At 47.8% G+C, this 24,209-nt stretch carries 24 protein-coding genes and 1 other annotated feature; of the genes, 3 read left to right on the top strand and 21 right to left on the bottom strand.

Features of this window, described 5'->3' with window-relative positions; translation table 11 throughout:
• Positions 1 to 37: 37 nt before the first annotated feature.
• The 4 genes from lepA to gpr all read right to left on the bottom strand — a co-directional run bounded on the left by lepA (position 38) and on the right by gpr (position 4,982).
• Positions 38 to 1,852, bottom strand: a complete 1,815-nt coding sequence (lepA, locus tag B4V02_RS08285; RefSeq protein ID WP_007431281.1) for a translation elongation factor 4 — start codon at positions 1,850 to 1,852, stop codon at positions 38 to 40.
• 71 nt (positions 1,853 to 1,923) lie between these two features.
• Entirely contained in the window at positions 1,924 to 2,433 is a 510-nt protein-coding gene (locus tag B4V02_RS08280; RefSeq protein WP_094154440.1) for a DUF3679 domain-containing protein, read from the bottom strand.
• 50 nt (positions 2,434 to 2,483) lie between these two features.
• The gene (locus B4V02_RS08275) at positions 2,484 to 3,752 is read right to left on the bottom strand and encodes a stage II sporulation protein P (RefSeq protein ID WP_094154439.1); all 1,269 of its coding nucleotides are present in this window, start codon (positions 3,750 to 3,752) and stop codon (positions 2,484 to 2,486) included.
• A 228-nt stretch (positions 3,753 to 3,980) separates the two neighbouring features.
• The gene (gpr, locus tag B4V02_RS08270; RefSeq protein ID WP_094154438.1) at positions 3,981 to 4,982 is read right to left on the bottom strand and encodes a GPR endopeptidase; all 1,002 of its coding nucleotides are present in this window, start codon (positions 4,980 to 4,982) and stop codon (positions 3,981 to 3,983) included.
• A 198-nt stretch (positions 4,983 to 5,180) separates the two neighbouring features.
• On the opposite strand from gpr, the gene rpsT reads away from it, so the two are divergent.
• On the top strand, positions 5,181 to 5,453 hold the full coding sequence (rpsT, locus tag B4V02_RS08265) for a 30S ribosomal protein S20 (RefSeq protein WP_007431285.1): 273 nt from the start codon (positions 5,181 to 5,183) through the stop codon (positions 5,451 to 5,453).
• Positions 5,454 to 5,553: 100 nt separating this feature from the next.
• Here the strand turns inward: rpsT and holA are convergent, their stop codons facing one another.
• From holA to B4V02_RS08240, 6 genes are all read right to left on the bottom strand, one after another.
• On the bottom strand, positions 5,554 to 6,585 hold the full coding sequence (holA, locus tag B4V02_RS08260) for a DNA polymerase III subunit delta (protein ID WP_043891110.1): 1,032 nt from the start codon (positions 6,583 to 6,585) through the stop codon (positions 5,554 to 5,556).
• A gap of 213 nt (positions 6,586 to 6,798) precedes the next feature.
• The gene (locus B4V02_RS08255) at positions 6,799 to 8,265 is read right to left on the bottom strand and encodes an anti-sigma factor (protein WP_094154437.1); all 1,467 of its coding nucleotides are present in this window, start codon (positions 8,263 to 8,265) and stop codon (positions 6,799 to 6,801) included.
• Positions 8,262 to 8,810: an RNA polymerase sigma factor gene (locus B4V02_RS08250; RefSeq protein WP_007431288.1), complete on the bottom strand. Its 549-nt coding sequence runs from the start codon at positions 8,808 to 8,810 to the stop codon at positions 8,262 to 8,264. The genes B4V02_RS08255 and B4V02_RS08250 overlap by 4 nt, the downstream gene beginning before the upstream one ends.
• A gap of 248 nt (positions 8,811 to 9,058) precedes the next feature.
• On the bottom strand, positions 9,059 to 9,265 hold the full coding sequence (locus B4V02_RS25855; protein ID WP_167383751.1) for a hypothetical protein: 207 nt from the start codon (positions 9,263 to 9,265) through the stop codon (positions 9,059 to 9,061).
• Complete coding sequence (locus tag B4V02_RS08245; protein WP_157739723.1) at positions 9,259 to 9,660, bottom strand: ABC transporter substrate-binding protein; 402 nt, start codon at positions 9,658 to 9,660, stop codon at positions 9,259 to 9,261. The genes B4V02_RS25855 and B4V02_RS08245 overlap by 7 nt, the downstream gene beginning before the upstream one ends.
• A gap of 120 nt (positions 9,661 to 9,780) precedes the next feature.
• Positions 9,781 to 10,752, bottom strand: coding sequence for an aldo/keto reductase (locus B4V02_RS08240; protein WP_094154436.1), 972 nt, complete (start codon positions 10,750 to 10,752; stop codon positions 9,781 to 9,783).
• A 185-nt stretch (positions 10,753 to 10,937) separates the two neighbouring features.
• Between B4V02_RS08240 and B4V02_RS08235 the strand changes: the two genes are divergently transcribed.
• Entirely contained in the window at positions 10,938 to 11,624 is a 687-nt protein-coding gene (locus B4V02_RS08235) for a TetR/AcrR family transcriptional regulator (protein WP_007431292.1), read from the top strand.
• Between the two features lie 115 nt (positions 11,625 to 11,739).
• Here B4V02_RS08235 and B4V02_RS08230 read toward each other — a convergent pair whose 3' ends face one another.
• The 3 genes from B4V02_RS08230 to B4V02_RS08220 form a co-directional block, all read right to left on the bottom strand.
• Positions 11,740 to 14,334 (bottom strand): ComEC/Rec2 family competence protein, encoded by a 2,595-nt coding sequence (locus tag B4V02_RS08230; RefSeq protein WP_244188535.1) that lies wholly within the window; start codon positions 14,332 to 14,334, stop codon positions 11,740 to 11,742.
• Between the two features lie 230 nt (positions 14,335 to 14,564).
• Positions 14,565 to 15,083, bottom strand: a complete 519-nt coding sequence (locus B4V02_RS08225) for a deoxycytidylate deaminase (RefSeq protein WP_094154435.1) — start codon at positions 15,081 to 15,083, stop codon at positions 14,565 to 14,567.
• An 89-nt stretch (positions 15,084 to 15,172) separates the two neighbouring features.
• Entirely contained in the window at positions 15,173 to 15,802 is a 630-nt protein-coding gene (locus B4V02_RS08220; RefSeq protein ID WP_094154434.1) for a ComEA family DNA-binding protein, read from the bottom strand.
• A 215-nt stretch (positions 15,803 to 16,017) separates the two neighbouring features.
• Between B4V02_RS08220 and comER the strand changes: the two genes are divergently transcribed.
• On the top strand, positions 16,018 to 16,863 hold the full coding sequence (comER, locus tag B4V02_RS08215) for a late competence protein ComER (RefSeq protein WP_094154433.1): 846 nt from the start codon (positions 16,018 to 16,020) through the stop codon (positions 16,861 to 16,863).
• On the opposite strand, the gene leuS is transcribed toward comER, so the two are convergent.
• From leuS to aroE, 8 genes are all read right to left on the bottom strand, one after another.
• Complete coding sequence (leuS, locus tag B4V02_RS08210) at positions 16,844 to 19,282, bottom strand: leucine--tRNA ligase (RefSeq protein ID WP_094154432.1); 2,439 nt, start codon at positions 19,280 to 19,282, stop codon at positions 16,844 to 16,846. The genes comER and leuS overlap by 20 nt on opposite strands.
• A 62-nt stretch (positions 19,283 to 19,344) precedes the next feature.
• Positions 19,345 to 19,602 (bottom strand) — a binding site (T-box leader).
• Positions 19,603 to 19,723: 121 nt separating this feature from the next.
• On the bottom strand, positions 19,724 to 20,497 hold the full coding sequence (locus B4V02_RS08205) for a class I SAM-dependent DNA methyltransferase (protein WP_094154431.1): 774 nt from the start codon (positions 20,495 to 20,497) through the stop codon (positions 19,724 to 19,726).
• Between the two features lie 3 nt (positions 20,498 to 20,500).
• Positions 20,501 to 21,409 carry a CvfB family protein gene (locus tag B4V02_RS08200; RefSeq protein WP_007431299.1) on the bottom strand — a complete coding sequence of 303 codons (909 nt, stop codon included), beginning with the start codon at positions 21,407 to 21,409 and terminating at the stop codon, positions 20,501 to 20,503.
• The gene (rsfS, locus tag B4V02_RS08195; protein ID WP_007431300.1) at positions 21,406 to 21,753 is read right to left on the bottom strand and encodes a ribosome silencing factor; all 348 of its coding nucleotides are present in this window, start codon (positions 21,751 to 21,753) and stop codon (positions 21,406 to 21,408) included. The genes B4V02_RS08200 and rsfS overlap by 4 nt, the downstream gene beginning before the upstream one ends.
• On the bottom strand, positions 21,750 to 22,346 hold the full coding sequence (gene yqeK / locus B4V02_RS08190) for a bis(5'-nucleosyl)-tetraphosphatase (symmetrical) YqeK (protein WP_094154430.1): 597 nt from the start codon (positions 22,344 to 22,346) through the stop codon (positions 21,750 to 21,752). The genes rsfS and yqeK overlap by 4 nt, the downstream gene beginning before the upstream one ends.
• Positions 22,330 to 22,920 carry a nicotinate-nucleotide adenylyltransferase gene (nadD, locus tag B4V02_RS08185; protein ID WP_094154429.1) on the bottom strand — a complete coding sequence of 197 codons (591 nt, stop codon included), beginning with the start codon at positions 22,918 to 22,920 and terminating at the stop codon, positions 22,330 to 22,332. Before nadD ends, yqeK begins: the two co-directional genes overlap by 17 nt.
• Positions 22,921 to 22,938: 18 nt before the next feature.
• Entirely contained in the window at positions 22,939 to 23,235 is a 297-nt protein-coding gene (gene yhbY / locus B4V02_RS08180; RefSeq protein WP_025718850.1) for a ribosome assembly RNA-binding protein YhbY, read from the bottom strand.
• 69 nt (positions 23,236 to 23,304) lie between these two features.
• Positions 23,305 to 24,177, bottom strand: a complete 873-nt coding sequence (gene aroE, locus B4V02_RS08175; RefSeq protein WP_094154428.1) for a shikimate dehydrogenase — start codon at positions 24,175 to 24,177, stop codon at positions 23,305 to 23,307.
• Positions 24,178 to 24,209 lie beyond the last annotated feature (32 nt).

Genomic DNA, 24,209 nt, shown 5'->3' with positions numbered 1-24,209 from the left:
TGCCCCATGAAAGAATGGACGAATACTTCAAGCAGCTTTACTCATCTATTTTTAGTACCGCCATAAATGCTTCCTGAGGTACTTCTACGTTACCCACCTGCTTCATGCGCTTCTTGCCCTCTTTTTGCTTCTCAAGCAGCTTCCGTTTACGGGAAATATCGCCGCCATAGCATTTGGCCAAGACGTTTTTACGCATAGCCTTTACGGTTTCACGCGCAACAACCTTTGTTCCGACAGATGCCTGAATCGGCACCTCGAACATTTGACGCGGAATGAGCTCGCGCAGCTTCTCACAAATGATACGTCCGCGATGGTAAGCCCGCTCTTTATGCACGATGAACGACAGTGCATCGACCTGCTCGCCATTCAACAGAATATCCATTTTCACCAGATTGGACTGGCGATAGCCTGAAATCTCATAATCAAAGGAAGCATAACCTTTAGTACTGGATTTAAGCTGATCGAAGAAATCATACACGATTTCAGACAGCGGAATCTGATACGTAATGGTTACCCGTGTCGTATCCAGATACTCCATATTCACGTACTCGCCGCGCTTGCTCTGGCAAAGTTCCATGACTGTACCTACGTAATCGTTAGGCACAATAATGCCTGCCTTTACATACGGTTCTTCCACATGCTCGATCCGTCCTACTTCCGGGTAATTGGACGGGTTATCAATTTCAATGGTTTCCCCATTGGTCAATTGCACACGGTAAATAACGCTTGGTGCCGTTGTAATCAGCGGAATATTGAACTCACGCTCAATACGTTCCTGAATAACGTCCATATGAAGCAAACCGAGGAAACCGCAACGGAAGCCGAAGCCCAGCGCGCTGGATGTTTCCGGCTCAAAACTGAGCGAAGCATCGTTCAGCTGCAGCTTTTCAAGTGCCTCACGCAGATCGTTATACTCGGACGTTTCGATTGGATAGAGACCGCAATATACCATCGGATTGATCTTTCGATAGCCTGGCATCGGTTCTGGTGTTGGATTTTTTGCATCCGTCACGGTATCCCCGACACGTGTATCGCCCACATGCTTAATTCCGGCAACGATAAAGCCAACATCACCGACATTCAGTTCGTTTACAATACTCATGCGGGGCATAAATGCTCCGACCTCGATGACCTCAAACGTTTTGTCCGTCGCCATCATCTTGATTTTTGAACCTGCACGGATACTGCCATCCACAACACGTACATATACGATAACGCCTTTATAAGGATCATAATGCGAATCGAAGATAAGCGCCTTGAGTGGATTATCCGGATTTCCTTGCGGAGCAGGCACACTTCTGACTACCTGTTCCAGAATTTCCTTGATACCGATTCCAGCTTTGGCTGAAGCATGTACGGTTTCGCTTGTGTCCAAGCCGATAACATCCTCAATTTCCTGCTTTACCCGTTCGGGATCGGCACTCGGCAAATCAATTTTGTTAAGCACCGGCAAAATCTCCAGATTGTTGTCCAGCGCCAAATAAACGTTAGCGAGTGTCTGTGCCTCAATTCCCTGGGCTGCGTCTACTACCAGCAAAGCACCTTCGCAGGCAGCCAAGCTGCGGGATACCTCATACGTAAAATCGACGTGTCCCGGTGTGTCAATCAAATTCAAAATGTACTCTTCGCCGTCATCGGCCTTATAAGTGAGTCGCACTGCCTGGAGCTTGATCGTAATCCCGCGCTCCCGCTCCAGCTCCATCTGATCAAGCACCTGCTCCTGCATTTCACGGGAAGTGAGTGCACCGGTGTACTCCAGAATCCGGTCAGCCAGCGTGGATTTGCCATGGTCTATATGTGCAATGATACTAAAGTTCCGAATTTTACGTTGTCTTGCCAAAATGTCAGTCATGCCTTACCCCCACACAATGCCTAGTGTCAATCAGCTTATTATAGCAGTTGTAAGGGGGGTCAGCAATATTTCTATTCGGTTACTCCATCAAATACAGACACGACCCAGCGAATCCCCTTCCTCGACAGGTTTTGCAGCAGCCCAGCCGTTTTGTCTGCCATCGTATCCACCGAAGCCGGTTGCGCCTTGACGGCTAGCAGTTCACGAGGTGTCTCTCGGCTCTGCCGGGTACTGGCATCCTGTGCAGTTGTCGTATACCATTCACGTGTCTCATGTGCATACTGATCCTCATTGCGTTCGTCAGTATTCGCTTCATTCATGCCGGTTTGCGGCTTAATTTCGACAGTTCCACTTGCGTCATTCGTACGGCTATAGACACGGACATTGGCTGCCGGAGTATCCTCAATAACCGTCTGCTCATATTCGGCCTTCTGTTGATTAATGGATTGAATCGGGTCCCGGTCCCATTCCGGTCCATAGACTGAGCGCAAGCCAGAGCCTGCCAGTTGCATACCAAGTAACACGCCTACCCCAATCAGAAGCACAAATCCAAGCGCTTTTTTACGAAAATGTCCGGACATTATTTTTTCCCCTCTCCACTTTCACCTTTCCACTGTCAAACCGCCTTCATTTAATTGCCACTGTTGCTCTTTTTGGTATCCGATACATTCGTGCCCGCTTTCTGCGCTTTTTGGTCCTCCCAATATACTTCGCTGATCATATCCGCCAAAACGTCCGAGGTACGCTTTAACTCCTCCTCGGTGTTATCAATACCGCCAATTTCAATCAAAATGCTATGGGGAGACAGGCTTTGGTTGTACTCTCCATTGTTGCCTTTACCACCATCTTTTCCCCATACTCCGCGTGATACGCCGTGATACGATTTTTCCAGCTTTTCATGAATACGGGCAGCGAAAGCTTCATTTTTGCGCCAGTTTTTATTGTCATGACCGATAATGAAATAGACTTTGGCATAAGAAAGTCCATTAATGGTGGCTGTCGTTTTACTGTGACGCTGGGAATCTCTGTGGATATCAAGCAGATAAGTTAAATCCTTATTGCTCGCTAAAGCTTCCTTGACGGTTTCACGTGAATATTTATAGGAGTAGTTCCAATTGTAATTTTGCACAACGGAGGCATAGTCCCTGTTTACATGCAGCGTGTTTATTCCTTGCTTCTCCAGTCTCTTTTTCACAAAGTCCCCCACCCTTGACACATTCGCCGATTTAGAACCGGAATTGGGATTGGAACTGGTTTTGCTGAGTAGTGGGTTATACGCTTCTCTGGGATGAGAATGGTAGATTAATATACGCTTTTCTCCTTTGGCTGTATCACCTGAATCATCCTCTTTTGCAGGGTCCGTTTCCGGTGTTGTCGGCAAATCTGGCGTAGCAGCATCATGATTCGGCGGGTTCGCAGAAGCATCTGCGCCACCGGGAGCATCCGTCGTTCCCTGATCGGGCTGATAATCTGCAGGAGCCTCTACCTTGTCGTTCCCTGATCCCTTGCGCAGCAAGACAGGCGCATCTGCAGACATGCCGGGAATTTCGCGGGAAATAAGACTTTTCGGATCTTGTGGGTTAATGCCTGTAAGCATTTGAAAAACAAAAGGCGACCACTGTTCACCCGACAACGAAGATTGTTGCTTTTTCTGTGCCAGATGCGGCACCTCCATACCAAGCAGATCCGCAAAAAAACCGCTGGACACCGAACCTGCGAATCCTTTCATCGAAGAAACGGGAGAGGTTTGCAAACGATTTTCGGCCAGTCCCCCTAGCCCCAGTACGACAAATAAAAGCGCCGAGCCCATAATAAGCAGCACTAGCGTATGTCCCATCGCCAAAATTTCGATACCCTTTCTTCTCCATCTTCCGACGTTCCAGGTCTGAATTTTTTTCATGTGAGCCTTGTCCTCCTTCGTCCCGTCGAAACCCGCTTTTACATTCGGAACATAGGGTTCCTATCTGCTGCGGAAATCTCTTATACTTCAACTCTATGAACGAAGAACAATTGCTAGAACACAAAAAATCTCTATCTACAGGTAGAGCCCATCCCTTTTTGAGAGAGATAGGTTACCTGTTAAATAGAGAATTGGGTGTTTAGGAAAGATGATTTGACTAACCTTGCATTAATGCGTATAAGCGGCGACATTGCCGGGATCAACAGCCTCATGCAGAGCAGCGTTCAGCCCGGTTGCAATGATATTCGCGATATCCTCAATAAATTCATCAATCTCTTTAGGGGTCACAATCAGATCATGCCCCAACGGTTGAAGCACCTCTCTCACCAGCCCGAGTCTCTCAGGCTCTGAAATATCGTCCAGCATCCCCAGTATCGCCTTCGTAGATGCTTTTTCTTTGGCAAAATGTGTTTTCATCAATTCAATTACATTATTTACGATGGTTGAAGCGTAGCATACCGTAGGCACGCCGATGGCAATGCATGGAACACCCATAATATCCTTGGTGATGCCGCGTCGCTTGTTGCCAATTCCTGATCCCGGGTGTATCCCGATATCTGCCACCTGAATGGTCGTATTGACGCGCTCCAGTGAACGTGACGCCAGAGCATCAATAGCAATAATCAGCTCTGGTTTGGTGCGATCTACGATGCCTTGCACAATTTCACTGGACTCGATTCCCGTAATACCGAGAACACCCGGTGCAATGGCGCTTACATCCCGATAGCCCGGGTTGACCTGATCAGGCGTTAATTCAAAATATTGACGGGTTACCATCAGATTTTCAACGACAAGCGGGCCCAGCGAATCGGGAGTGACGTTCCAGTTCCCAAGACCGACCACAAGTACCCGTGCCGTTTTGGAGATACCTATTTTTTGTATAAAATGCTCCATCTCTTTCGCAAATGCAACAGCTACTCGTTCCTGGAGCCCGGTATCACCTCCTCGTAATCCAGGTACTTCCAGCGTGATATAATGCCCTTGTACCCGTCCAATACGATTAGCCCCTTCTTCATTAAGTACATCCAGACGCGTAATTTTAATCCCGTTATCTTCCTCTACATCCTCACTGATGCCCGCCAGCGGTGCAGGCTGATCCCGTGCTGCCAGCTCTCTTGCCTCCAGTGCCAAATCCGTGCGTACCGCATACTTCTGCAAGTCCAGATCCATCTTTTAAGCCTCCTTGTATACCATCTCTGGCTATAGTGTGCGAGACACCCAACAGGTTTATGCACATCCATTTTCATCCTGTCATTTGCGTAGCCGCAGAATGTTTTCTTATTGCATTTTGAGGTGTAGCGTGCTAAAATATTTTAAGTTGTGAAACGTTTGTGTTCATAAGTAATGCCTTTACAGGAGGTGAATGTAATGCCAAACATTAAATCCGCTATCAAACGCGTTAAAACGAGCGACAAACGCCGTGCGTTGAACGCTTCCCAAAAATCCGCGCTTCGTACAGCAGTAAAAGCTGCCGATACAGCGTTGGTGGGTAACGAAGCTGAAGTTGCTGCTGCTGCTTTCAAAGTAGCTTCCCAAAAGCTGGACAAGGCTGTAACTAAAGGTCTGATCCACAAAAATGCAGCTGCTCGCAAGAAATCCCGCTTGGCGAAAAAACTTAACGCTCTTACAGCTCAAGCGTAAGCAAGAGCTACTTTTATACGTTAATGAAAAAATCCTGACCAGCCTCGGCTGATCAGGATTTTTTAGTTTCCCTTAAAAATCACTCTGCACCTGGGAGGGGTTAAACTGAAGCCCCCATACCCATTTTCATCAAAAATAACTCCAGTCCCAGTACCTTATCAACAACACCTGTTTTCATATGATAATCCAGCTCGCCCAACTCGAAGAGAAGCTGACGCAGTTGTTCGGGACGGAACCTCCTGGCCTGCTCCCCCGCAACTTTTACCCCGTAAGGATGCAAGCTAAGCTGACTCGCAATTTGCTGCTGGGAATAACTTTGACCTGCCAGTTCCTTAACCTGCAATATAATGCGGAACTGCCGTGTGATCAAAGCTGCAATCTTGATTGGTTCCTCTTTTTGCTTGAGCAGCTCATAAAAAATACCAAGCGCCTGATCCAGCCGCAAATTAGCCAGATTCTCAACCATCGCAAATACGTTTTGCTCTGTACTACGAGGCACAAGAGATTCGATATCCGTAGATGAAATCGTTCCTTGTGCTCCTGCATACAAGCACAGCTTGTCTATCTCGGCAGCCAAGGATTGCAGCCCTGTACCTGTATATTGAATGAGGGTCTCTGCAGCTCCTGCAGCTAATTGGACCTCCCTTTCCCCTGCACGCTTATGAACCCAAGCTATAAGGTCATCTCCACCCAACGGGGAAAAGGCAATCACCGAAGCATCACTTTTCAGTCTTTTGACAATCTTTTTCCGTTCATCCAGCTTTTCGGCCTGAACCATAAAAACGATAACGCTATAATCAGTCGGGTTATCCATATAAGCCAACAGCGTCTCAATGCGGTGCTCAATCTTGCCGCTATCTTTGCCTGCTGCAAATACACTTGTATCCCGGACAATAATCAGCTTTTTCGGCACCAGAAAAGGCGCAGTTTCCGCTTCCTCCACGACCAGCTCGATTGGCGTTTCCGTCAGATCATAAGGAATAATGGCAAAATCACGATGCTCCTCTTCCACCACTTTTTCCTTGAGCATCTCGACGAACTGCTTCATCTGGTATTTTTCACTGCCGTATAGCAAATACACAGGCGAAATATCGCCCTTGCGAATAGCCTTAGCAGCTGCTTTTACATCCATATTCCGTTCCCCCCATCCATTGATCGTACCCGACATCCGACCGGAAGGCAAGTCATGATACAAACAAAGGGACCCCGCCTATAGGCAAGATCCCTTCACCACCATCTATATCAACACGGCAGCAGAAAGCTCTAGAAACTTTCGACCGTCGGGATACGACGTCGGTTCTTATAATCTATTCCTTAATTTTAAATGTGTGACTACTTACGGCAATTATTTTCCAGTGCTGCGCGGGACCGTATACGTATATTTACTTGCCGTACCGTCTTGCTCCGTCTCGTACATAAAGGTCTGACTATCATCCGACCAGCTTCCCTTGACCCAGGCTCCTTTTAAGGTACGAACCTCCAATGTTGTTCGGTCTACACCATTATCGGCGAGCTTATATACTTTCAGCTTTTTGCCTTCAATAACCACCTCATAGCTGCCATCAGGTGAGTCCAGTTGATCTTCGGACGTAGACTGGGCGCCAAAGGTGGAGGCACTATTACTGTCTGGAGAGACCAGTGAATTAGATACAAAGCCCTCTTTGCGTACCGGGTCCTGTGACACGGAAGATGACTGATCGTTAGTGGCTCTCTTGCTGGTATCCCCCAAGGCATTGCCTGAATCCTTGGTAATGCTTTGGGAGCTTGTATCTGTTGGCGTTCCATTCGAAGCTGTTTGATCCTGCGTCTTCAGTTCCTGACTCAGCGAAAAAGATGAATCATCCGTAGCTGTGTTGTTGTTATTACCATCCTGAGCAGTCCCTGCACCCGCTATAGGTGCATTTTCCATTCTTGATTCCTGCTGCTGATCAGGGGCTATCGTCGATTGTTTGGATTTTTCCTGCATTAGCCGTTTGTCATCGGACTTGGGAGCATCCTGTACGAAATTCTCCATCGACGGATTCTCCTTGGTCGCTTGACTATCCGATTCTGGCTGTTTCTGCTTTCGATCCTGCTGAGAAGAAGCTCCAGCTGACGCAGACTTCGCCGAGTCTCCCTCCCCACGCTGATTGTCACGTTTTGCAGCATCCGGGTTGGAAGGATTATTTTCATGATCTGCGCCTGTTACACCCTGTTTGCTCGAATCAGGCTCTTCACCTGCAGATGGCTGAGAGGCATCCGTTCCTTGTCCCTGCTCTAACGGCGGGTTGGTCGAGTCCGATCCAATGGCTGCATCATGGCCTCCACTACCATTCGTCGCATCTGAAATTCCAGTCTGATTCTGCTGAGTCGTCACTTCAGGCGACTGGGATGTAAGTATGCCTTCCGCATCCTGCACTGTTTTAGGCTGGAAATTGAACACTACAATTCCCAGTACAACAGCAGCGGCAGCCACGCCCATGGCCGCACGTCCTCCCATACGGTTCCACCAAGGCGTAGGCTGGGTACGCTGTCTAGGCCCAGGTCCAGGCTCAACAGCCAACGGCTGCATTTCCTGAAGCGCACTTCCCTGCTCCTCACGTGCGCGATCAATGGCATCCAGCTGAGGCATGATGGAATCCACCAGGCTGAACGCCGGGGAAACCGCAGGTAATTCCTCCAGCTCGCGAGAGAGTGTCTGAAGAATATGAAATTTTTCCGCACAGTCCGGGCAAGTCGCAATATGGTTCATTAATTGGGACGTCTCTTCTTCGCCCAGCTCATGATCCACATAACGCTGCATCCAATCCATCACCTCTTCCTCACACTTCATCCTGATACACCACCTTTCTGATAATCCTGAAGTAGCCCTTGCAACTGCTGTCTTGCACGATATAAGTATGACTTGACCGTATTGAGCGGCAAATCCAAAGAATCGGCAATTTCGTTATAGGAGAAATCCTGCAAATATCTCAAGACGATCACTGTCCGATGGTGCTCTGGAAGCTGCTGTATCGCTTCACGAACATCCTGTGCCATGTAGGAGGTTAACACCTCAGCCTCTACATTTTGGGGATCGTTGAAGATCATGTCGTGCTCCTCAATGGAAACCGAGGGTTTCGTCCTTCTGAATTTGTCGATACATATATTCGTAACAATGCGTTGAACCCAGGTTTTGAACTGCGCTTTTTCCTCATAAGAGTTAATTTTGGAATAAATCCGTATGAGAGCTTCCTGTGAAGCATCCATGGCGTCCTGCTCATTGTTCAGAATGTAATATGCCGTACGGTACACATGCTGCTCTATCTCTCTTAATAGGGTAATGAGAGCGTCGCGATCGCCCGATTGAGCGGCTCGAATGAGTCCCTGCTCTACCACAAAGGATCCCCCTCTCCCTGCAATATTACAGACGCATCCTCTTTGCAAATTGTTGCAGGATAGACGTCTGACGCTAATTTTATTTTTTTAATGTAAAAAATTATACCAAAAAGCCCAGAATCCCCATTGTAACCTTCCTTAGAATAACAGAAAAAAGGAAGGTAGTCACCTTCCCTTGGCTCACAAGACATCACAATGTTGGAATCTATCGAACCGTATTGGCATGTTGTTGCTATTCGGGTTATTTTTTAGAAATTAGAAAATCCGATATCCGTTCTAATTGATACGTCAGAGCAATCGGATCTTGAAAATAAAAGTCGTCGATCGAATATTGGTACACCTTTGCTGCCCAGCCCTTCTGAATCAATGACATCAGACAAGGCTTGCTTTTTCTCAGCGATTTTAGACGTAAAATCAGCATGACACTCCTTCGCTTCCTGCTCTTTATTCAGCACTTTGCCCAGCTCCAATAGTCGATTCTTGTAATATTTTCAACCCCATTCAAGTATTTCTTATAATATGGAGCATTAAAAACGGGATCTGGAGCCCCTACGGGTGTAACCCCAAGTGCAAGCACATCGCCCACATAGTCGCCAACTGCTACAACGACACGCTGCGGATGCTCAGGAAGAGTAACTGTACCTTTATCACTTTCATATGTACGTGTAGCAATTGTATCACTGGTCGAGGCGGTCTTGAAATCCGCTGTTTGGCCATCAACCACTGCACTCCCGTTCCCACTTGTAGCGCATGCACTCAGCACCAGCATCAACGAAATAAGGAACAAGCAAGCCGATACTCGAATATTTAGTAGTTCACAATAATCCTCCAAACTAATAATGATTCTCATTTTCCATTTATATGTAATTCTATCGAACCTTACAGATGATGTCCATGCCAATTCGACTTAAGCAAACAGCCCACTCTTGAGAGTGAGCTGTTTAATATTTTAATCGAGAGACTCATATACTTACTTGTTTAAGGAACTCATATGGGCGTCGGCATATCGATTGCCATGCACCTCATTTTTCGGACTTACGACTTCAATGAGTGCTAATTCCTCTGAGGTCAGTTCAACGTCCACGGATGCTGCATTTTCCTCCAAATATTTTATACGTTTGGTTCCGGGAATCGGCAATGCGCCCTTCGCTATCGTCCAGGCTAGTGCCAATTGGGAAGGAGTGCAGTTTTTTTCTTGAGCAACTTCTTTAAGTTTATCAACAAGAGCCACATTTTTTTGGAAATTATCACCCTGGAAGCGCGGCATATGCCGGCGAGCATCATCAGGTTGAAGATCTTCAAATGTACGCAGCTCACCAGAAATAAACCCTCTGCTCAAAGGACTGTAGGCCACAAGGGTTATACCCAATTCCTGGATCGCAGGAAAAATTTCATCCTCAACATCCCGGCTCCAAAGAGAATACTCGGTTTGCAAAGCAGAAATCGGATGTACCGCATGTGCGCGTCGAATTGTAGAAGCAGAAGCTTCGGATAAGCCCAGATAACGAACCTTCCCTGCCTTAACCAGCTCAGCCATGGCTCCAACGGTTTCTTCAATAGGGACATTGGGATCTACCCGGTGTTGATAATAAAGATCAATGTAGTCCACACCTAACCGACGCAGGCTTTCGTCCACTGCTTTTTTAACGTAATCCGGGTGACCATTAATACCTTGGAAATTTGGACCAAAGGAAAATTTTGTAGCAATAATCGCTTGATCCCGGCGGCCTTTTAAAGCCCGACCCAGCAATTCTTCATTGTGCCCATTACCATACACATCTGCAGTGTCCAGCAAGGTAACACCCAGTTCCAAAGCACGATGGATTGTACGAATGGATTCGTCATCATTGGTTTGACCGTATATTCCAGGAGACATGCCCATTAAACCCAAACCAAGAGACGAAACGACCAAATCACTGTTGCCCAGGCTACGTGTTCTCATCTAGCAAACCTCTCTTTCCAATCTTCATTTTTAACTTCGAGCTTCATCATAGCATAGGAGATATTACATTTCAAACAAAAAATATGTTTTTTGTCTATTTTGTTTTCGGGATACGTTTTGAAATGTATAATGTATATTCCAAAAATGATATCAGGTATAATAAAGCTGGATTGGAGGCTAATGATGTGACCGACGATAGCAAGGTAGACAATAGCAATGCAATAGATAAAAAAAATGAGACCTGCATTAAACTCAGCATGAAACTGGCTCCCTATGTAAAAAAGCACGGATTTCAGACATTACGTATGGATGAAATTGCAAAAATTATGGATATCAGTAGGGCAACCCTATATAAATACTTTTCTACTAAAGAAGAAGTAATGGAATTTGTTGTGAACAATCTCATTGAGTTTATCAACGACTTGGCTATGGATTCATTGGATACAGATCAATTGTACGGAACCCGGTTTCAGCAGCTATTTGAAAAATCAGTTTTACTTGCTGTGTATGTTACAGACATTCTCTTAAAAGAATTTGAGCACATATATCCTGAGAAATATGACCGCTTGAGAACGGCGTTGCAGTTGCGAGAACAGCAATTGTTGGATTTTTACAAGGAGGGTGTACAAAAAGGTGTGTTTAACGAAATCAATGCAAAATTATTGATTTTGCAAGATGAGATGCTACGATCTATGCTTGATGCTAAATACTTAATGTTAAACCATTTGACAATTTATCAGGTCTTGTATGACTACTACCAACTAAAAAAGGTTCAATTGTTTAAGCCTGAGAAAATTCAAAGCGTAGATGACGCATTAATGATACCTAGAATTGAGTACTTGACCCAAAAAATCTCCAAGGAGCTATACTAAAATGTATTAAGGATTAGGTTCCTTCAAATCAGAAGCAGGCTGCTGTGCCTGCTTTTTGTATTTGAGGAATAGCAATTCTTATTTTTTGATGTCTATAAAAACAATAATCGGAAAATCATTTTATCCCCGTTTGTTCACGTTTGCGTTTGTACCGCACACTCATTTTTCCTTGCTGCGCACGGATTTGTATCTCTCCCATCGTATCTGTTCGATATATAGCAGAGCCTGCCGACGATAAACGCTTCAATACCGCTTCATTCGGGTGTCCATAGGTATTGCTCGCACCGACCGAAATGACAGATATCTCTGGTCGCCAGTAGGATAGCCACTCTTCCGAAGTGGAATACTTGCTGCCGTGATGTGCTATTTTCATAACGTCTACAGCTTGCCTTGCAGTTCCCATTTCCCCCGTATCTTTCATACGGGATGAAGAATGGGCTAATTCAGAAAGCAATAGCGATTCTGCCGCTTCATCCATATCTCCAGTGAACAAAAAAGTGACTCCCTCCATTTCCAATATCATGGCAACGGAATAATGATTTTGCTCCTTTATAACAGGTAACGATTCAGATTCGTTCTCCTGCAACGGAAACGGATAAAGAAAGTGGATTTTCGTATCCTGATCCGGCTCCCATCCCATACCATGGTATGCACTGTACAGCTTGATCTGCTTGTTTAAAGCCGTGCTCAACAGCTTGTGAAACGGTGCTTTGTCTGTCAGGGTACCGTTGAAAAACAAGCTTGTTACGGGAATCTGGTCAAGCACAGCCTGTAATCCTCCAGCATGATCATGATCTCCATGTGTTAAAATAACGGCATCCAGCCGCTGCACACCACGCTGCTTGAGCAAGGGGACAATCGTATCCGTACCGACCTCGTAAGGATCTTTACGCTTGCGCCAGTCATTTTTCCCTGTTGCAAAATCCATTGTGCCGCCGCCATCCACCAAAATGTGTTTGCCGCCCGGCGTTGTAATTAGAATGCTGTCACCTTGGCCCACATCCAGGTATTGAACCATCCCCATATCCCCTCCACCTGGAGATTGATAGCCTACACACAGTATGCCAATCCAGGCTATACCGCTTAAAACCAATGCCAAATAACGATAACTACTCCATTGTTGACGCGCATATTGGCCTGCACCCTCAGGCTCATGAGCCGTTTGCAAGATAGCTGCCCATTCTGCAGAAGCTGCTAATCCTGTATGTACGGGCGATGAAATGGGGGGAGAGCTTATAGCAGTCATTTTTTCGTCTGCTTGCCTTCGGGATGTCAGCCACGTTTTGAGCCAATACAGAACACTGTACAAAGCTGCATAATACGCCATGACCCACAGGATGGAGGAAGATGGCCAAATACTCACATAAACATCATCCACATTCAACCACTTCACAAGCAAAAAGGTCAGCTCGTTTAATTGCTCTGCTGGCCACGCAAGAATACGAGCCCCATCCCCCCACAAAAAGGCGATTCCCATCGCTACTGTACCCAATGGAAGTACGATATACGTGATCAGTGGTACGAGCACAAAGTTAGCTATAAACGATAACAGCGAAAATTGATTAAAGTAGAATACTGTCATTGGAAACGAAACAAGCTGCGCCGTAATGGTAATGGCAATCTCACCGCCGAGCAGAAGAGGCCATTTAGCAAAAAACGGCTTCATAAGCGGCATGTAAATGAGCAGCCCGCCTGTCACCAAAAAGGAAAGCTGAAAGCTGACGCTAAGCAGGTAATAGGGATTCCAAAGCAGCATCAGCAACGCTGATATACTTAAAATGTTAAGCCCGTCTTTGAGCATGCCTCGTCTGGCTGCAAATAACCCGATCATCGCCATGATCCCGGCCCTCACAACAGATGGAGAAGCACCTGTCAGCAGAACATAAGCCGGAATAAGTACCATCACGATGGTCAGTGACGTCTCGCGACTCACTCGCATCAGCTTGAGTAAATATAGCAGTGTAGCTGCATATACCGCCACATGCATACCGGATATCGCTAAAATGTGCGTTAACCCGAGTTGCGTAAATTCGTTATACGTTGCCGGGTCGAGCTCATCTGTAACTCCCAGTACCAGTCCATTCATATATCCTGCGTGATTAAGGGATGTAAATGCCATTTCCATTCGTTGTCCCAGCTGCTCCCTAAGCTGATCATTCCACCTGAGCAAAATGTAACGGTTCCACAGGGAAGCTTGCTGCTTCTGTAGTGAAGCGGCTCCATTCCCTTTAAAAAGCCAGTGAATTTCCTGGGTGTGAAGGTATTCACTATAATCAAAGCCGCCAAAGTTCCCTGCTTTGGCAGGAGCCTTCAAGCTGCCACGTATTTGAATTGCATCTCCACGCTGCCATGCTGCCGCAACTTGCTGCTCCTGCTTGGCAGCCAGCTTGATGTGAACGATGACCTGTTCAGAGATAGATGCAAGCTGCTTGCTTTTTTCTGAATTACGTCCCATTTGATGAATAGCAGTGACTCTCATCTCAAACTGCGCTCGATCTCCATCTACCTCCACCTCGGAAGCAATAAACCCCGCTGCTTGAACAGGCATGTCTTCCACCATAGAAGCCGATACATGAAGAGTGTCGGGAATGCTGCTCACATTATGCGTATCATGCCAAAACCAATGGAATCCACCACCGCTCAAAGCAAGCCATAGCCATACCACATGCCGCACAGGAATTTTCATCAGTAGAGCTATAAGAGGAAGCATCAAAGTCACTCCCGTCCAGAGCAACAAGAGCATACGTCCAGAATAAAGGCAAGCTCCTGCACTTCCTGCAATCCAATATACGGTTAGAGTCAAAATAGGTCTGGTTAAAACAAGTTTGGCCTGAATACAATCACCCCCCGTAGCAAAATACTGCTTGCCGTCCAAACCGCAAAACAAAAAAGAACCCCTGACAGAATAGCATTCGTCAGAGGTTCTTCCTCGTTTACACTTTAATCCTTAACATCCATGAGCGTTTCCTTGGGTGGGTGATAGGTCTCCAGCATGCGGAAGGCAATTCCCTTCTCCTCCATCATGGCACGAACCTTGTCGGCATCTTTGGGATAGGGCCGATGGTATACAATCTCCACAATACCACTGTTCGCCAGCATATTGGCACACGTCCAGCACGGCTGGTCAGTAACATATACTGAGGAGCCTTCGCGATCAATCCGGTCAGTGAACAGCAGCAGGTTTTGCTCCGCATGAATCGTACGGATGCAACGTTGCTTTTTAACCATTTCCTCACGGCCATCACGATGAACAACCTCGTACTCCTCCGAGATCATACAGCCTGCCTCAGAGCAGTCAGGTACCCCGGACGGTGCACCATTATAAGCGGTGCCCAAAAGCTTTTTACCTTGCACAAGTACGGCTCCGACATGACGCCGCGAGCAGCGCGAACGGGTGGACACCATATAAGCGATATCCATAAAGTAAGTATCCCAGTCCTTGCGTACATCTGCACTCATAACCATCTCTCCCGTATAAACAAGTTAAAACGTATATCATTCCGCTAAAATTCATTTTCAGAGCCTGGTCACCGTAATCTTTGTATAGCTTACAGGCTGACGTAAGGCTTCATTTTTGCCAGCATTTTAGCGCCGATGCCCTTCACATGATCCAAATCGTTCACACGTTGGAACGGCCCATGCTGATTACGGTAGTCTAAAATGGCTTCGGCCTTTTTAGCCCCAACCCCCGGTAGCTCCATTAACTCGGCAGCAGTCGCCGTGTTGATGTTCACCTTTTTTTCACCGGATACGGATGTGGTATCTGGGTTAGTCACCGTACCATTCGAACTGACACCCTCTATGTCTGAACTTGAATTTGCCACGTTGGGTTGCTTAACGGTACTTGCATTTCCGATAGCGGGGTTTTCGCTTACAGCAACCTGTACATTAGCAGCAGCCCCTTGCACTGGACTATGCTTCACATTGCCAACAGCTTCGGCATCTGTGCTGCGTTCCTTTTTGTCTGAATCCTCTTTTACAGCATGCTTTTCTTGGGCATGATCGCCGTCGCTTTGCGACTCACTTGGCTCTGACTCCACCGCTAATACCTGCTCCACCTTGCGGTTAAGCAAAGTCCACTCTTCTTGCGGCTCAGGGCGCTGCCCTCCGGCAAACAGAATAAGCCCACTCCCGATTAGTGCAAGCGTTATCGCTGTTCCTGTCCATACGCGTTTCATGTTCGTATCGTCCCCTACTCCACATGGATTTTGGGAGGATGTAAACAACCTCCATACGGTTTCGCTGTGAGCCATTTTTCCAAAGAGAGGTACAACCCCGGGAACGATCTTATATATTCAGACATAAAATTCGTCATGTCGGTCAAGACCGGGTGCATACACTAAGAAGAATGACAGCGTCTATACCGCAAAGTATGAAAGGAGGACGTTGAACAATGAAAGTTGGATTTATCGGGACTGGCAGCATGGGAAGTCTGCTGATTGAGTCTTTTATTCAATCCAATGCACTTAAGCCACAGCAAATATCAGCAAGCAATCGAACGCATTCCAAGGTAGCCGAGCTGGCCCGTCGTTATCCAGGTTTGCATGCAGCCCAAAGCAACCGTGAAACGGCAGCGGAAAGCGATATTTTGTTTATCTGCGTGAAGCCGCTGGAATCAAAAGCCGTAACGGATGAAATACGCAACGTCATTACAGAAGAGCAAATCGTCGTATCTATCACAAGTCCGGTGCAGGTACGTATTTTGGAGCATGCACTGAAAGCCAAAGTGTCCAAAATTATTCCGAGCATCACCCACCAGGTGGGAAGCGGAGCCTCACTATGCATCCATGGCAGCCGGATTACAGAGGAGGACCGCTCCCTTCTGGAAGAGCTTATGTCTCACATTAGCAGGCCGATTCGAGTCAAAGAATCTTATACGCGGATCACGTCGGATTTCTCCAGTTGCGGACCTGCTTTCCTGGCCTTTTTTATGGACCAGTGGATTCAAGCAGCCGTTCAAGCCACAGGTATAGACCGTACGGAGCTAGGTGCCCTGACTGGTGAAATGATGATCGGCACAGGAAAGCTGCTCACGGAAGGCGGGATGACACCAGCCGAGTTGCAGGCCAGGGTAGCGGTTCCCGGAGGTATTACCGCCGAAGCCCTTGCACTGCTGGACAGCAGCCTGCATAGTGTCTTTCCTAAACTGATACGGGCTACACACAACAAGTATGAGGAGGACATGCAAAAGGTAAATGTCTCCTTCGGCTCAAAGCCGATTAACCGGCAACAATATTAACCAGCTTACCTGGAACAGCAATTACCTTACGAACCGTTTTGCCGGCCAGCATCTGCTGAACGTTGTCCAGCGACAAAGCAAATGTTTCCATCTTTTTGGCATCAAGATCCTTGGCAATCTTTGCACGCTGCACGATTTTACCATTCACCTGCACGACAATTTCCACTTCGGCATCCACCGTCCATGCTTCATCATAAGCAGGCCAAGCCGCGTAGGTAATGCTGTCGTTGTGCCCCAGCAGCTGCCACAATTCCTCGGCCAGATGCGGTGCAAGCGGCGACAGCATTTGCACGAAGTTTTCCATCGCTGCACGCGGCAAAAGGTCTGCTTTGTATGCATCGTTGGTGAAAATCATCAACTGGCTAATTGCCGTATTGAAGCGCAGGGCATCCAGATCTTCAGTTACTTTTTTCAGCGTTTTATGCCAGGTCCGCTTGAACTCATCGCTTCCGCCGTCATTTGTAATTTTATCATTCAGGCTACCATCTTCGGAAACAAACAGGCGCCATACGCGGGACAGAAAACGATGCGCTCCCTCAACTCCATTCTCGTTCCATGGCTTGGTCGCTTCGAGCGGCCCCATAAACATCTCATAAATACGCAGCGTATCGGCGCCAAACGTATTCACAATATCGTCAGGATTAATGACATTACCACGCGATTTACTCATTTTTTCATTGTTATTGCCCAAAATCATGCCCTGGTTGACCAGTTTGTAGAAAGGCTCTTTCGTTTCCACTACGCCGAGATCATACAGTACCTTGTGCCAGAAACGAGCATACAGCAAGTGAAGAACCGCATGTTCCGCTCCGCCAATGTACAAATCAACAGGCATCCATTCGCGCTGCTTCTCCTTGGATACAAGCTCTTTATCATTTTTGGGATCAATAAAGCGCAGGTAGTACCAGCAGCTTCCTGCCCATTGCGGCATCGTGTTGGTCTCGCGACGCGCTTTCATGCCTGTCTCAGGATCAATGGTTTCTACCCATTCTTTTGCATTGGCCAATGGGGATTCACCCGTGCCTGAAGGCTTGATGTTGTCCATCTCCGGCAGCATGAGCGGCAGCTGATCCTCAGGAACCGTTTTGATCGTGCCATCTTCCAGATGAATTACCGGAATAGGCTCACCCCAATAGCGTTGGCGGCTAAACAGCCAGTCACGCAGACGGTAGGTTACTTTGCCCTGTCCTTTACCCTCGGCTTCCAGCCATTCGATCATCTTCGGAATCGCTTCCTCGTTGGTAAGTCCATTCAGCGGGCCTGAATTGACGTGCGGACCATCCTCGGTGTATGGCTCATTAGCCACGTCTCCACCTTGGACAACCTCAGTGATTTTCAATCCGAATTTCTTGGCAAATTCCCAGTCACGTGTATCGTGACCCGGTACAGCCATAATTGCGCCTGTTCCGTAGCCTGCCAGCACATAGTCGGCAATCCAGATGGGCAGCTTTTCACCGTTCACCGGGTTCACCGCATAAGCACCTGTGAACACGCCTGTTTTATCCTTAGCCAGATCCGTACGCTCCAGATCGCTTTTACGAGCAGCTTGCTCACGGTATTGATGTACAGCATCCTTTTGTTCAGGTGTAGTGATGATTTCCACCAGTTCCTGCTCTGGAGCCAGCACACAGTAGCTCGCACCAAACAGCGTATCCGGACGGGTTGTAAATACCGTCAGCTGCTTGTCATGGCCTTCAATTGGAAAAATAACCTCAGCCCCGGTAGATTTGCCAATCCAGTTCCGTTGCATATCCTTAATGCTCTCGGACCAATCCAGCTCCTCCAGATCATCCAGCAGACGATCCGCGTATTCCGTAATTTTCAGCATCCATTGACGCATTGGTTTACGGATGACCGGATGACCGCCACGCTCACTCTTACCATCAATAACTTCTTCATTCGCCAGCACGGTTCCCAGCGCAGGACACCAGTTCACGGGTACTTCAGCTACATAAGCAAGACCGCGCTTGTACAATTGGATGAAGATCCATTGTGTCCATTTATAGTAATCAGGATCAGTCGTACTGATTTCACGATCCCAGTCGTACGAAAAACCGAGCGATTTGATCTGACGGCGGAAGTTATTTACGTTTTTCACCGTAATTTCACGCGGATGCTCACCTGTATCGAGCGCATGCTGCTCGGCAGGCAGACCGAAAGCGTCCCAACCCATCGGATGCAGTACGTTGTAGCCGCGCATTCTTTTATAACGCGAAACAATATCCGTTGCCGTGTAGCCCTCCGGATGGCCTACGTGCAGACCAGCTCCAGACGGGTAAGGGAACATATCCAAAGCATAAAACTTCGGTTTGCCCGGCTCTTCTCCGGTACGAAACGTCTTGTTCTCATCCCAATATTTCTGCCATTTTGGTTCAATACTTTGCGGTTGATAGCCGTGCTTCGGCTGTGTGTCTGTCATTCTCATTTCCTCCTCAAACGGTATGCAACAAAAAAACCTCTGCATCCCGTAGCGTATTCAGCGCTAGGGACGAGAGGTTATATTCCCGTGGTACCACCCTAGTTAGCAGAAAGCGTTCTTCGCGTTCTACTCCCTTTGCACCTGATAACGGAGGTGATCCGATGCGGTTTAGTAACAGAATATAAACACCTGTATAGGGCGTTCCTGCGTTGGGCGCATATCTCCGAGGCGAGTTCACTTTGCGCTGTCAACCGACTTGCACCACCCGCCGGCTCTCTACATGTCCACACAAAACTACTATTCCTCATCAGCGATTGTTTAACCGTTAATAATGGCACTATTATATTGAAAACTGCGAAAAAAGTCAAATAAGGACTACACGCCCTTCATGTCATTATGAAAGCGCCCTTCTTTTTCCCATATTCGAATAATAAAGCCTCACTATTTTACAGCAACATAAAACAATCTCGCCGCGTCATCCTCTGCTTCTACCCATTCAAAATCCGCATACACCTTCACATCACGAAAACCCGCTTTGGACAATTCTGCCTTCATCCAGTCCGGGTCATAGGCACGCTGCACATGAATTTCCTCGAACCGCTGATACAGATCGCGTCCTTCATTTTCTGCTCTCGCAAAAATACTAAGATGATGCTCAATTTCACAGCGTGGCGTATCCAGCGCACAGGTCCAGATATACGAGATGGAGCGTTCGTCCAATACAAAAGGCTGCTCTTCATCATAACGTACAAACGTCTGGGGATGATGTACATCAAACAAAAAGGTTCCGCCGGGCTTAAGACCTGCATACGTTCTGTGAAACGTAGCCGTTATATCTTCTTCCTCCAGCAAATAGTTCAGACAATCGCAAAAAGAAATCACTGAATCGACTGGCTCGGGTAAACTCCATTCCCGCATATCCTGCTGCAGCCAGCGGACGCTTCCCTCACGAAACAGCCGCTGTCCTTGCGGAGTCGTTTCCATTTTGCGGCGGGCTACCGCCAGCATATCAGAAGATAGGTCAATGCCGGTCACCTCGAAGCCCGAGTTAACCAGGGGGATCGTAATGGAGCCCGTTCCGCAGCCCAGCTCGGCCACCGTATGCGGCATACCGTACTGTTCCCAAGCCTGCCGTGCAAAGCGCAACCAGTCTGGGTACGGCATATCCTGCATCAGCTCATCATATACATAGGCAAACTTCCGGTAAGAAGCCATTTTTTATTCCTCATTCCCGTCCTTCGGTTTAGGCATTTTTTCCACCAGGTAGGTCCAGTTTTCCTTTTGTATAACCAGTCCTTCCTTCATCAGCTTGCCCATCGCACGCTTGAAGGCAGATTTACTGATGCCAAACCGTTGCTTGATAATGTCGGCCGGGGTTGCGTCAGAATAAGGCATACCTCCGCCTGGACGCTCTTTCAGAAAAGCGATCAGCCGATCTGCATCCTCATTACGGCCCACTTCCTTACGCGGCGACATCGCCAGATTGACACGACCGTCTTCACGAACAAGCGCGACCCGTACCTTAACCTCTTCGCCCAACCGAAGCATCCGGTTACGTTCCGAGGAATGAATCATACCAATGGCCCCAAAACCAAGCACCCCGCCGTCCACCAGGACAAATGTACCCATCTGAAGCGGCTTGTACACGGTCGCCTGCACCCACGTATTTTTCCACGAATCAGGGGCATGGAAGCACAGCGGAGCCAACTCCTGCTCTCCTGCCAGCTTAGCCCGCAGTCTGCCCTGCTTGTCATGCTCCATGATCGCATACACGTGGTCGCCCACCCGAGGGTGCAAGTCCCGGTTCTCCGGCAGCTCGCGAATCGGCAACAAAAGCTGGCGACCCAGTCCCATCTCCAGGAAGCATCCCAAGCGCGGGTGCACATCAGCCACTTCAAGCTTTGCCATTTCGCCCAGCGACAAGAACGGCTTTTTCATGGTTGCGGCCAAACGGTCCTCTGTATCGTAAAAAATAAATACCTCCAACCGTTCGCCTACCTCGATCTCGCGTGTAAGCTCCGTATAATGTAGCAGCACATCCTGCTCACCAACGGTGAGAAAGTAGCCAAAAGGGGACACTTCACGGTCCACCATAATGGTGACATAAGTACCAGCAATCAGACTCATACCTTCTCCACAACCTTAGCATCCGACCAGAGTCGTTCAATGTTATAATATTCACGCTCGTCGCGATGGAAGACATGCACTACAACATCTCCCAAATCCATCAGAACCCAGCGTGCGGAATCCATACCTTCGATACCCTTGATTGTTACACCTTCATCATGAGCACGTTTGCGAATTTCGGTTACAATCGCCTGTACCTGTGTATCCGAATTACCGTGGCAGATTACAAAATAATCCGCGACAAGTGATACTCCACGCAAATCCAGTGCAACAATGTTCATTGCCTTTTTATCATTAGCGGCATCAACCGCAGTTTGCATCAATTGCTCATTCGTAAGGGTCATTCATGAACCTCCGTTTTTCTCTGTTTTAGTTGTTGAATCAAGTCATTGCGCGACAAGACCGTCAAAGGAAAAATAACCTTTTGCTTCTCCAGCAACAATGAAATCGTAGAGTCAAATCCAGCGACAAGCCCTTGCTCCAAACTTTTTTTGGCCTGTTTTCGGATATGGTCGACCCCCGGAAAATCACGGCCCGGCTCAATGTAATCAGCAAGACACACGACTTTATCCAGCAGGCTCATGCCTACACGCCCTGACGTATGCCAGCGAATCGCATTTCGTATTTCCGGATCATCTACCCCGTAATCTCTTGCTGCAACACAGTATCCCACCTCAGAATGCCAGAGCTGTTTGTCATGCTTCAAAAGCTCCTGATCACATTCGGGATGACTGCGAATTACTTCTTCCATCTGCTGAACAGGCCAATATTTCGCTACATCATGCAGAATAGCCGCCAGTTCGGCCTTCTCCGGGTCCGCGCCATAACGCTTGGCTAGCTCCACGGAGGTATGCATAACACCCAGCGTGTGCTTCCAGCGTTTTTCAGGCATCTGACCGGATACGGCCTCCATCAATTGCTCACGGCTGTACTTCATACAAACCGCCCCTTGTAATATAGTCATGCACACGGTCAGGCACAAGATAACGAATGGTGCGCCCTTCCGCAGCACGTTCCCGAATATCCGTGGATGAAATGTCCACCACTGGCATGTCCGCCAGCAATATCCTGTTCTCTAAATAATGCGGCAATTCATGTAATGCAAGCTGGAAACCGGGGCGTCTGACACCGATAAAGCAAATCCGCTGCGCCAGCTCCTCAATTCCCTGCCAATGAGGCAAGTAGTTGACCATATCCGCGCCAATAATAAAATAAAAATCCTCCGCAGGGTGCAGCTTCTGAAGCTCCTTGATCGTGTCAATGGTATATGATACCCCACCGCGAAGCACTTCAATATCCAGCACTTCAAAAGCGGGATGACCCGCCACCGCTTCTCTCGTCATCTCCAGACGCTCCGTACCGCTTGCCCCCGCCTGATGCTTGTGCGGAGGGATATGAGAAGGCATAAACCATACTTGATCCAGCCCATAGGCATCCCTTGCCGCCTCTCCAGCCAGCAGATGCCCAATATGAATCGGGTCAAATGTACCGCCCATAATACCGATTTTCATAGTATTCTCCCCGCGTGTTTATCCTCTTGGCAACTCAATTTGCTTGTGATCACGGGATTCCTTGTACAAAATAATGGTGCTCCCGATGATCTGCACAAGCTCGGAACCTGTTTCCGCAGCCAGCTCTTCCGCAATTTCATGCTTGTCGTCCAGACAGTTGTTCAAAATTTGCACCTTCATCAGCTCACGCTTTTCAATCGCATCGTTGATGTGACGCATAAGATGCTCATTCGTACCGTTTTTCCCTACTTGAAAAACCGGGTCCAAATGATGCGCCATGGAACGCAAATATCTTTTTTGTTTACCTGTTAACATGTATAATTAACCCCTTCATCGCCACATATGCAATGCGGCATTTCCATAATTTTAAATGTAAAATCTGACCTATGACAGGCTTCTCAGCACCGCCGCTCTCATCTGGTCTACCGCCGGGGCAATCCCCGTAAAATACTCAAAGGCCACTGCTCCCTGGTACACGAACATCCCCAAGCCACCATGCACAATACAGCCACGTTGTTCACGGCTTTCACGTAAAAGCCTCGTTTCCAGCGGGTTATAGATCAAATCACTCACAATAATTCCCTTCGGAATCAAGCTCGTTTCCAGTGGAAGCTCATCTGATAAGGGCGACATTCCCACCGAGGTTGTATTGATCAACACATCTACCGTTGCAAGTACGTTCTTCGCCTCATCGTTGGCATAGCCCGTTACTGGAATCGCTTCCGTCGTCCATTCCTGTGCCAGTTGCTCAGCTTTGTCGCGTGTTCGGTTCAGAATCATAACCGATTCCGGCCGCTCCTCCAAAAGAGCATGAATCACGCCACGAGCAGCCCCTCCGGCTCCAAGAACGGCAATTTTTGCACCTTTCAATTCCACCGAAGTCTCTTCCTTAAGGGAACGCACATAGCCGATTCCGTCGGTATTGTAACCCTTCAGCCGTCCGTTGTCATTCACAATCGTATTGACTGCGCCGATCAGCCTGGCCCCTTCATCAATCTCATCCAGATATTTCATAACCTCAACTTTATGGGGAATTGTCACATTGACTCCGCGGAAATGCAATGCCCGAATTCCCTTCATGGCATCCTCCAACTGATCCGGCTTGACGTGAAGTGGTACAAAATCCCCTTCAATTCCCGCTGCCTGCAAAGCTATTTTATGCATAAGAGGCGATTTGGAGTGCTTGATCGGATCCCCCAATACGCCTAATAGTACAAGACCTTGCTCGGTCGCTCCAGACTCCCCGCTGCTGCTCATCGTTGATCTCTCCCATACTGCAAAATATTAGG

Origin of the sequence: Paenibacillus kribbensis, from assembly GCF_002240415.1 — a bacterium.
GTDB classification, from domain to species: Bacteria; Bacillota; Bacilli; order Paenibacillales; family Paenibacillaceae; genus Paenibacillus; species Paenibacillus kribbensis.
This window is presented reverse-complemented; position numbering and strand designations above follow the sequence as displayed.

Bases quoted from the DNA above. Each gene is read 5' to 3' on its own strand.
- lepA (WP_007431281.1), bottom strand. From the start codon at position 1,852: ATGACTGACATTTTGGCAAGACAACGTAAAATTCGGAACTTTAGTATC.
- B4V02_RS08280 (WP_094154440.1), bottom strand. From the start codon at position 2,433: ATGTCCGGACATTTTCGTAAAAAAGCGCTTGGATTTGTGCTTCTGATT.
- B4V02_RS08275 (WP_094154439.1), bottom strand. From the start codon at position 3,752: ATGAAAAAAATTCAGACCTGGAACGTCGGAAGATGGAGAAGAAAGGGT.
- gpr (WP_094154438.1), bottom strand. From the start codon at position 4,982: ATGGATCTGGACTTGCAGAAGTATGCGGTACGCACGGATTTGGCACTG.
- rpsT (WP_007431285.1), top strand. From the start codon at position 5,181: ATGCCAAACATTAAATCCGCTATCAAACGCGTTAAAACGAGCGACAAA.
- holA (WP_043891110.1), bottom strand. From the start codon at position 6,585: ATGGATGTAAAAGCAGCTGCTAAGGCTATTCGCAAGGGCGATATTTCG.
- B4V02_RS08255 (WP_094154437.1), bottom strand. From the start codon at position 8,265: ATGAAGTGTGAGGAAGAGGTGATGGATTGGATGCAGCGTTATGTGGAT.
- B4V02_RS08245 (WP_157739723.1), bottom strand. From the start codon at position 9,660: ATGAGAATCATTATTAGTTTGGAGGATTATTGTGAACTACTAAATATT.
- B4V02_RS08240 (WP_094154436.1), bottom strand. From the start codon at position 10,752: ATGAGAACACGTAGCCTGGGCAACAGTGATTTGGTCGTTTCGTCTCTT.
- B4V02_RS08230 (WP_244188535.1), bottom strand. From the start codon at position 14,334: ATGCTTCCTCTTATAGCTCTACTGATGAAAATTCCTGTGCGGCATGTG.
- B4V02_RS08225 (WP_094154435.1), bottom strand. From the start codon at position 15,083: ATGAGTGCAGATGTACGCAAGGACTGGGATACTTACTTTATGGATATC.
- B4V02_RS08220 (WP_094154434.1), bottom strand. From the start codon at position 15,802: ATGAAACGCGTATGGACAGGAACAGCGATAACGCTTGCACTAATCGGG.
- comER (WP_094154433.1), top strand. From the start codon at position 16,018: ATGAAAGTTGGATTTATCGGGACTGGCAGCATGGGAAGTCTGCTGATT.
- leuS (WP_094154432.1), bottom strand. From the start codon at position 19,282: ATGACAGACACACAGCCGAAGCACGGCTATCAACCGCAAAGTATTGAA.
- B4V02_RS08205 (WP_094154431.1), bottom strand. From the start codon at position 20,497: ATGGCTTCTTACCGGAAGTTTGCCTATGTATATGATGAGCTGATGCAG.
- B4V02_RS08200 (WP_007431299.1), bottom strand. From the start codon at position 21,409: ATGAGTCTGATTGCTGGTACTTATGTCACCATTATGGTGGACCGTGAA.
- rsfS (WP_007431300.1), bottom strand. From the start codon at position 21,753: ATGACCCTTACGAATGAGCAATTGATGCAAACTGCGGTTGATGCCGCT.
- yqeK (WP_094154430.1), bottom strand. From the start codon at position 22,346: ATGAAGTACAGCCGTGAGCAATTGATGGAGGCCGTATCCGGTCAGATG.
- nadD (WP_094154429.1), bottom strand. From the start codon at position 22,920: ATGAAAATCGGTATTATGGGCGGTACATTTGACCCGATTCATATTGGG.
- yhbY (WP_025718850.1), bottom strand. From the start codon at position 23,235: ATGTTAACAGGTAAACAAAAAAGATATTTGCGTTCCATGGCGCATCAT.
- aroE (WP_094154428.1), bottom strand. From the start codon at position 24,177: ATGAGCAGCAGCGGGGAGTCTGGAGCGACCGAGCAAGGTCTTGTACTA.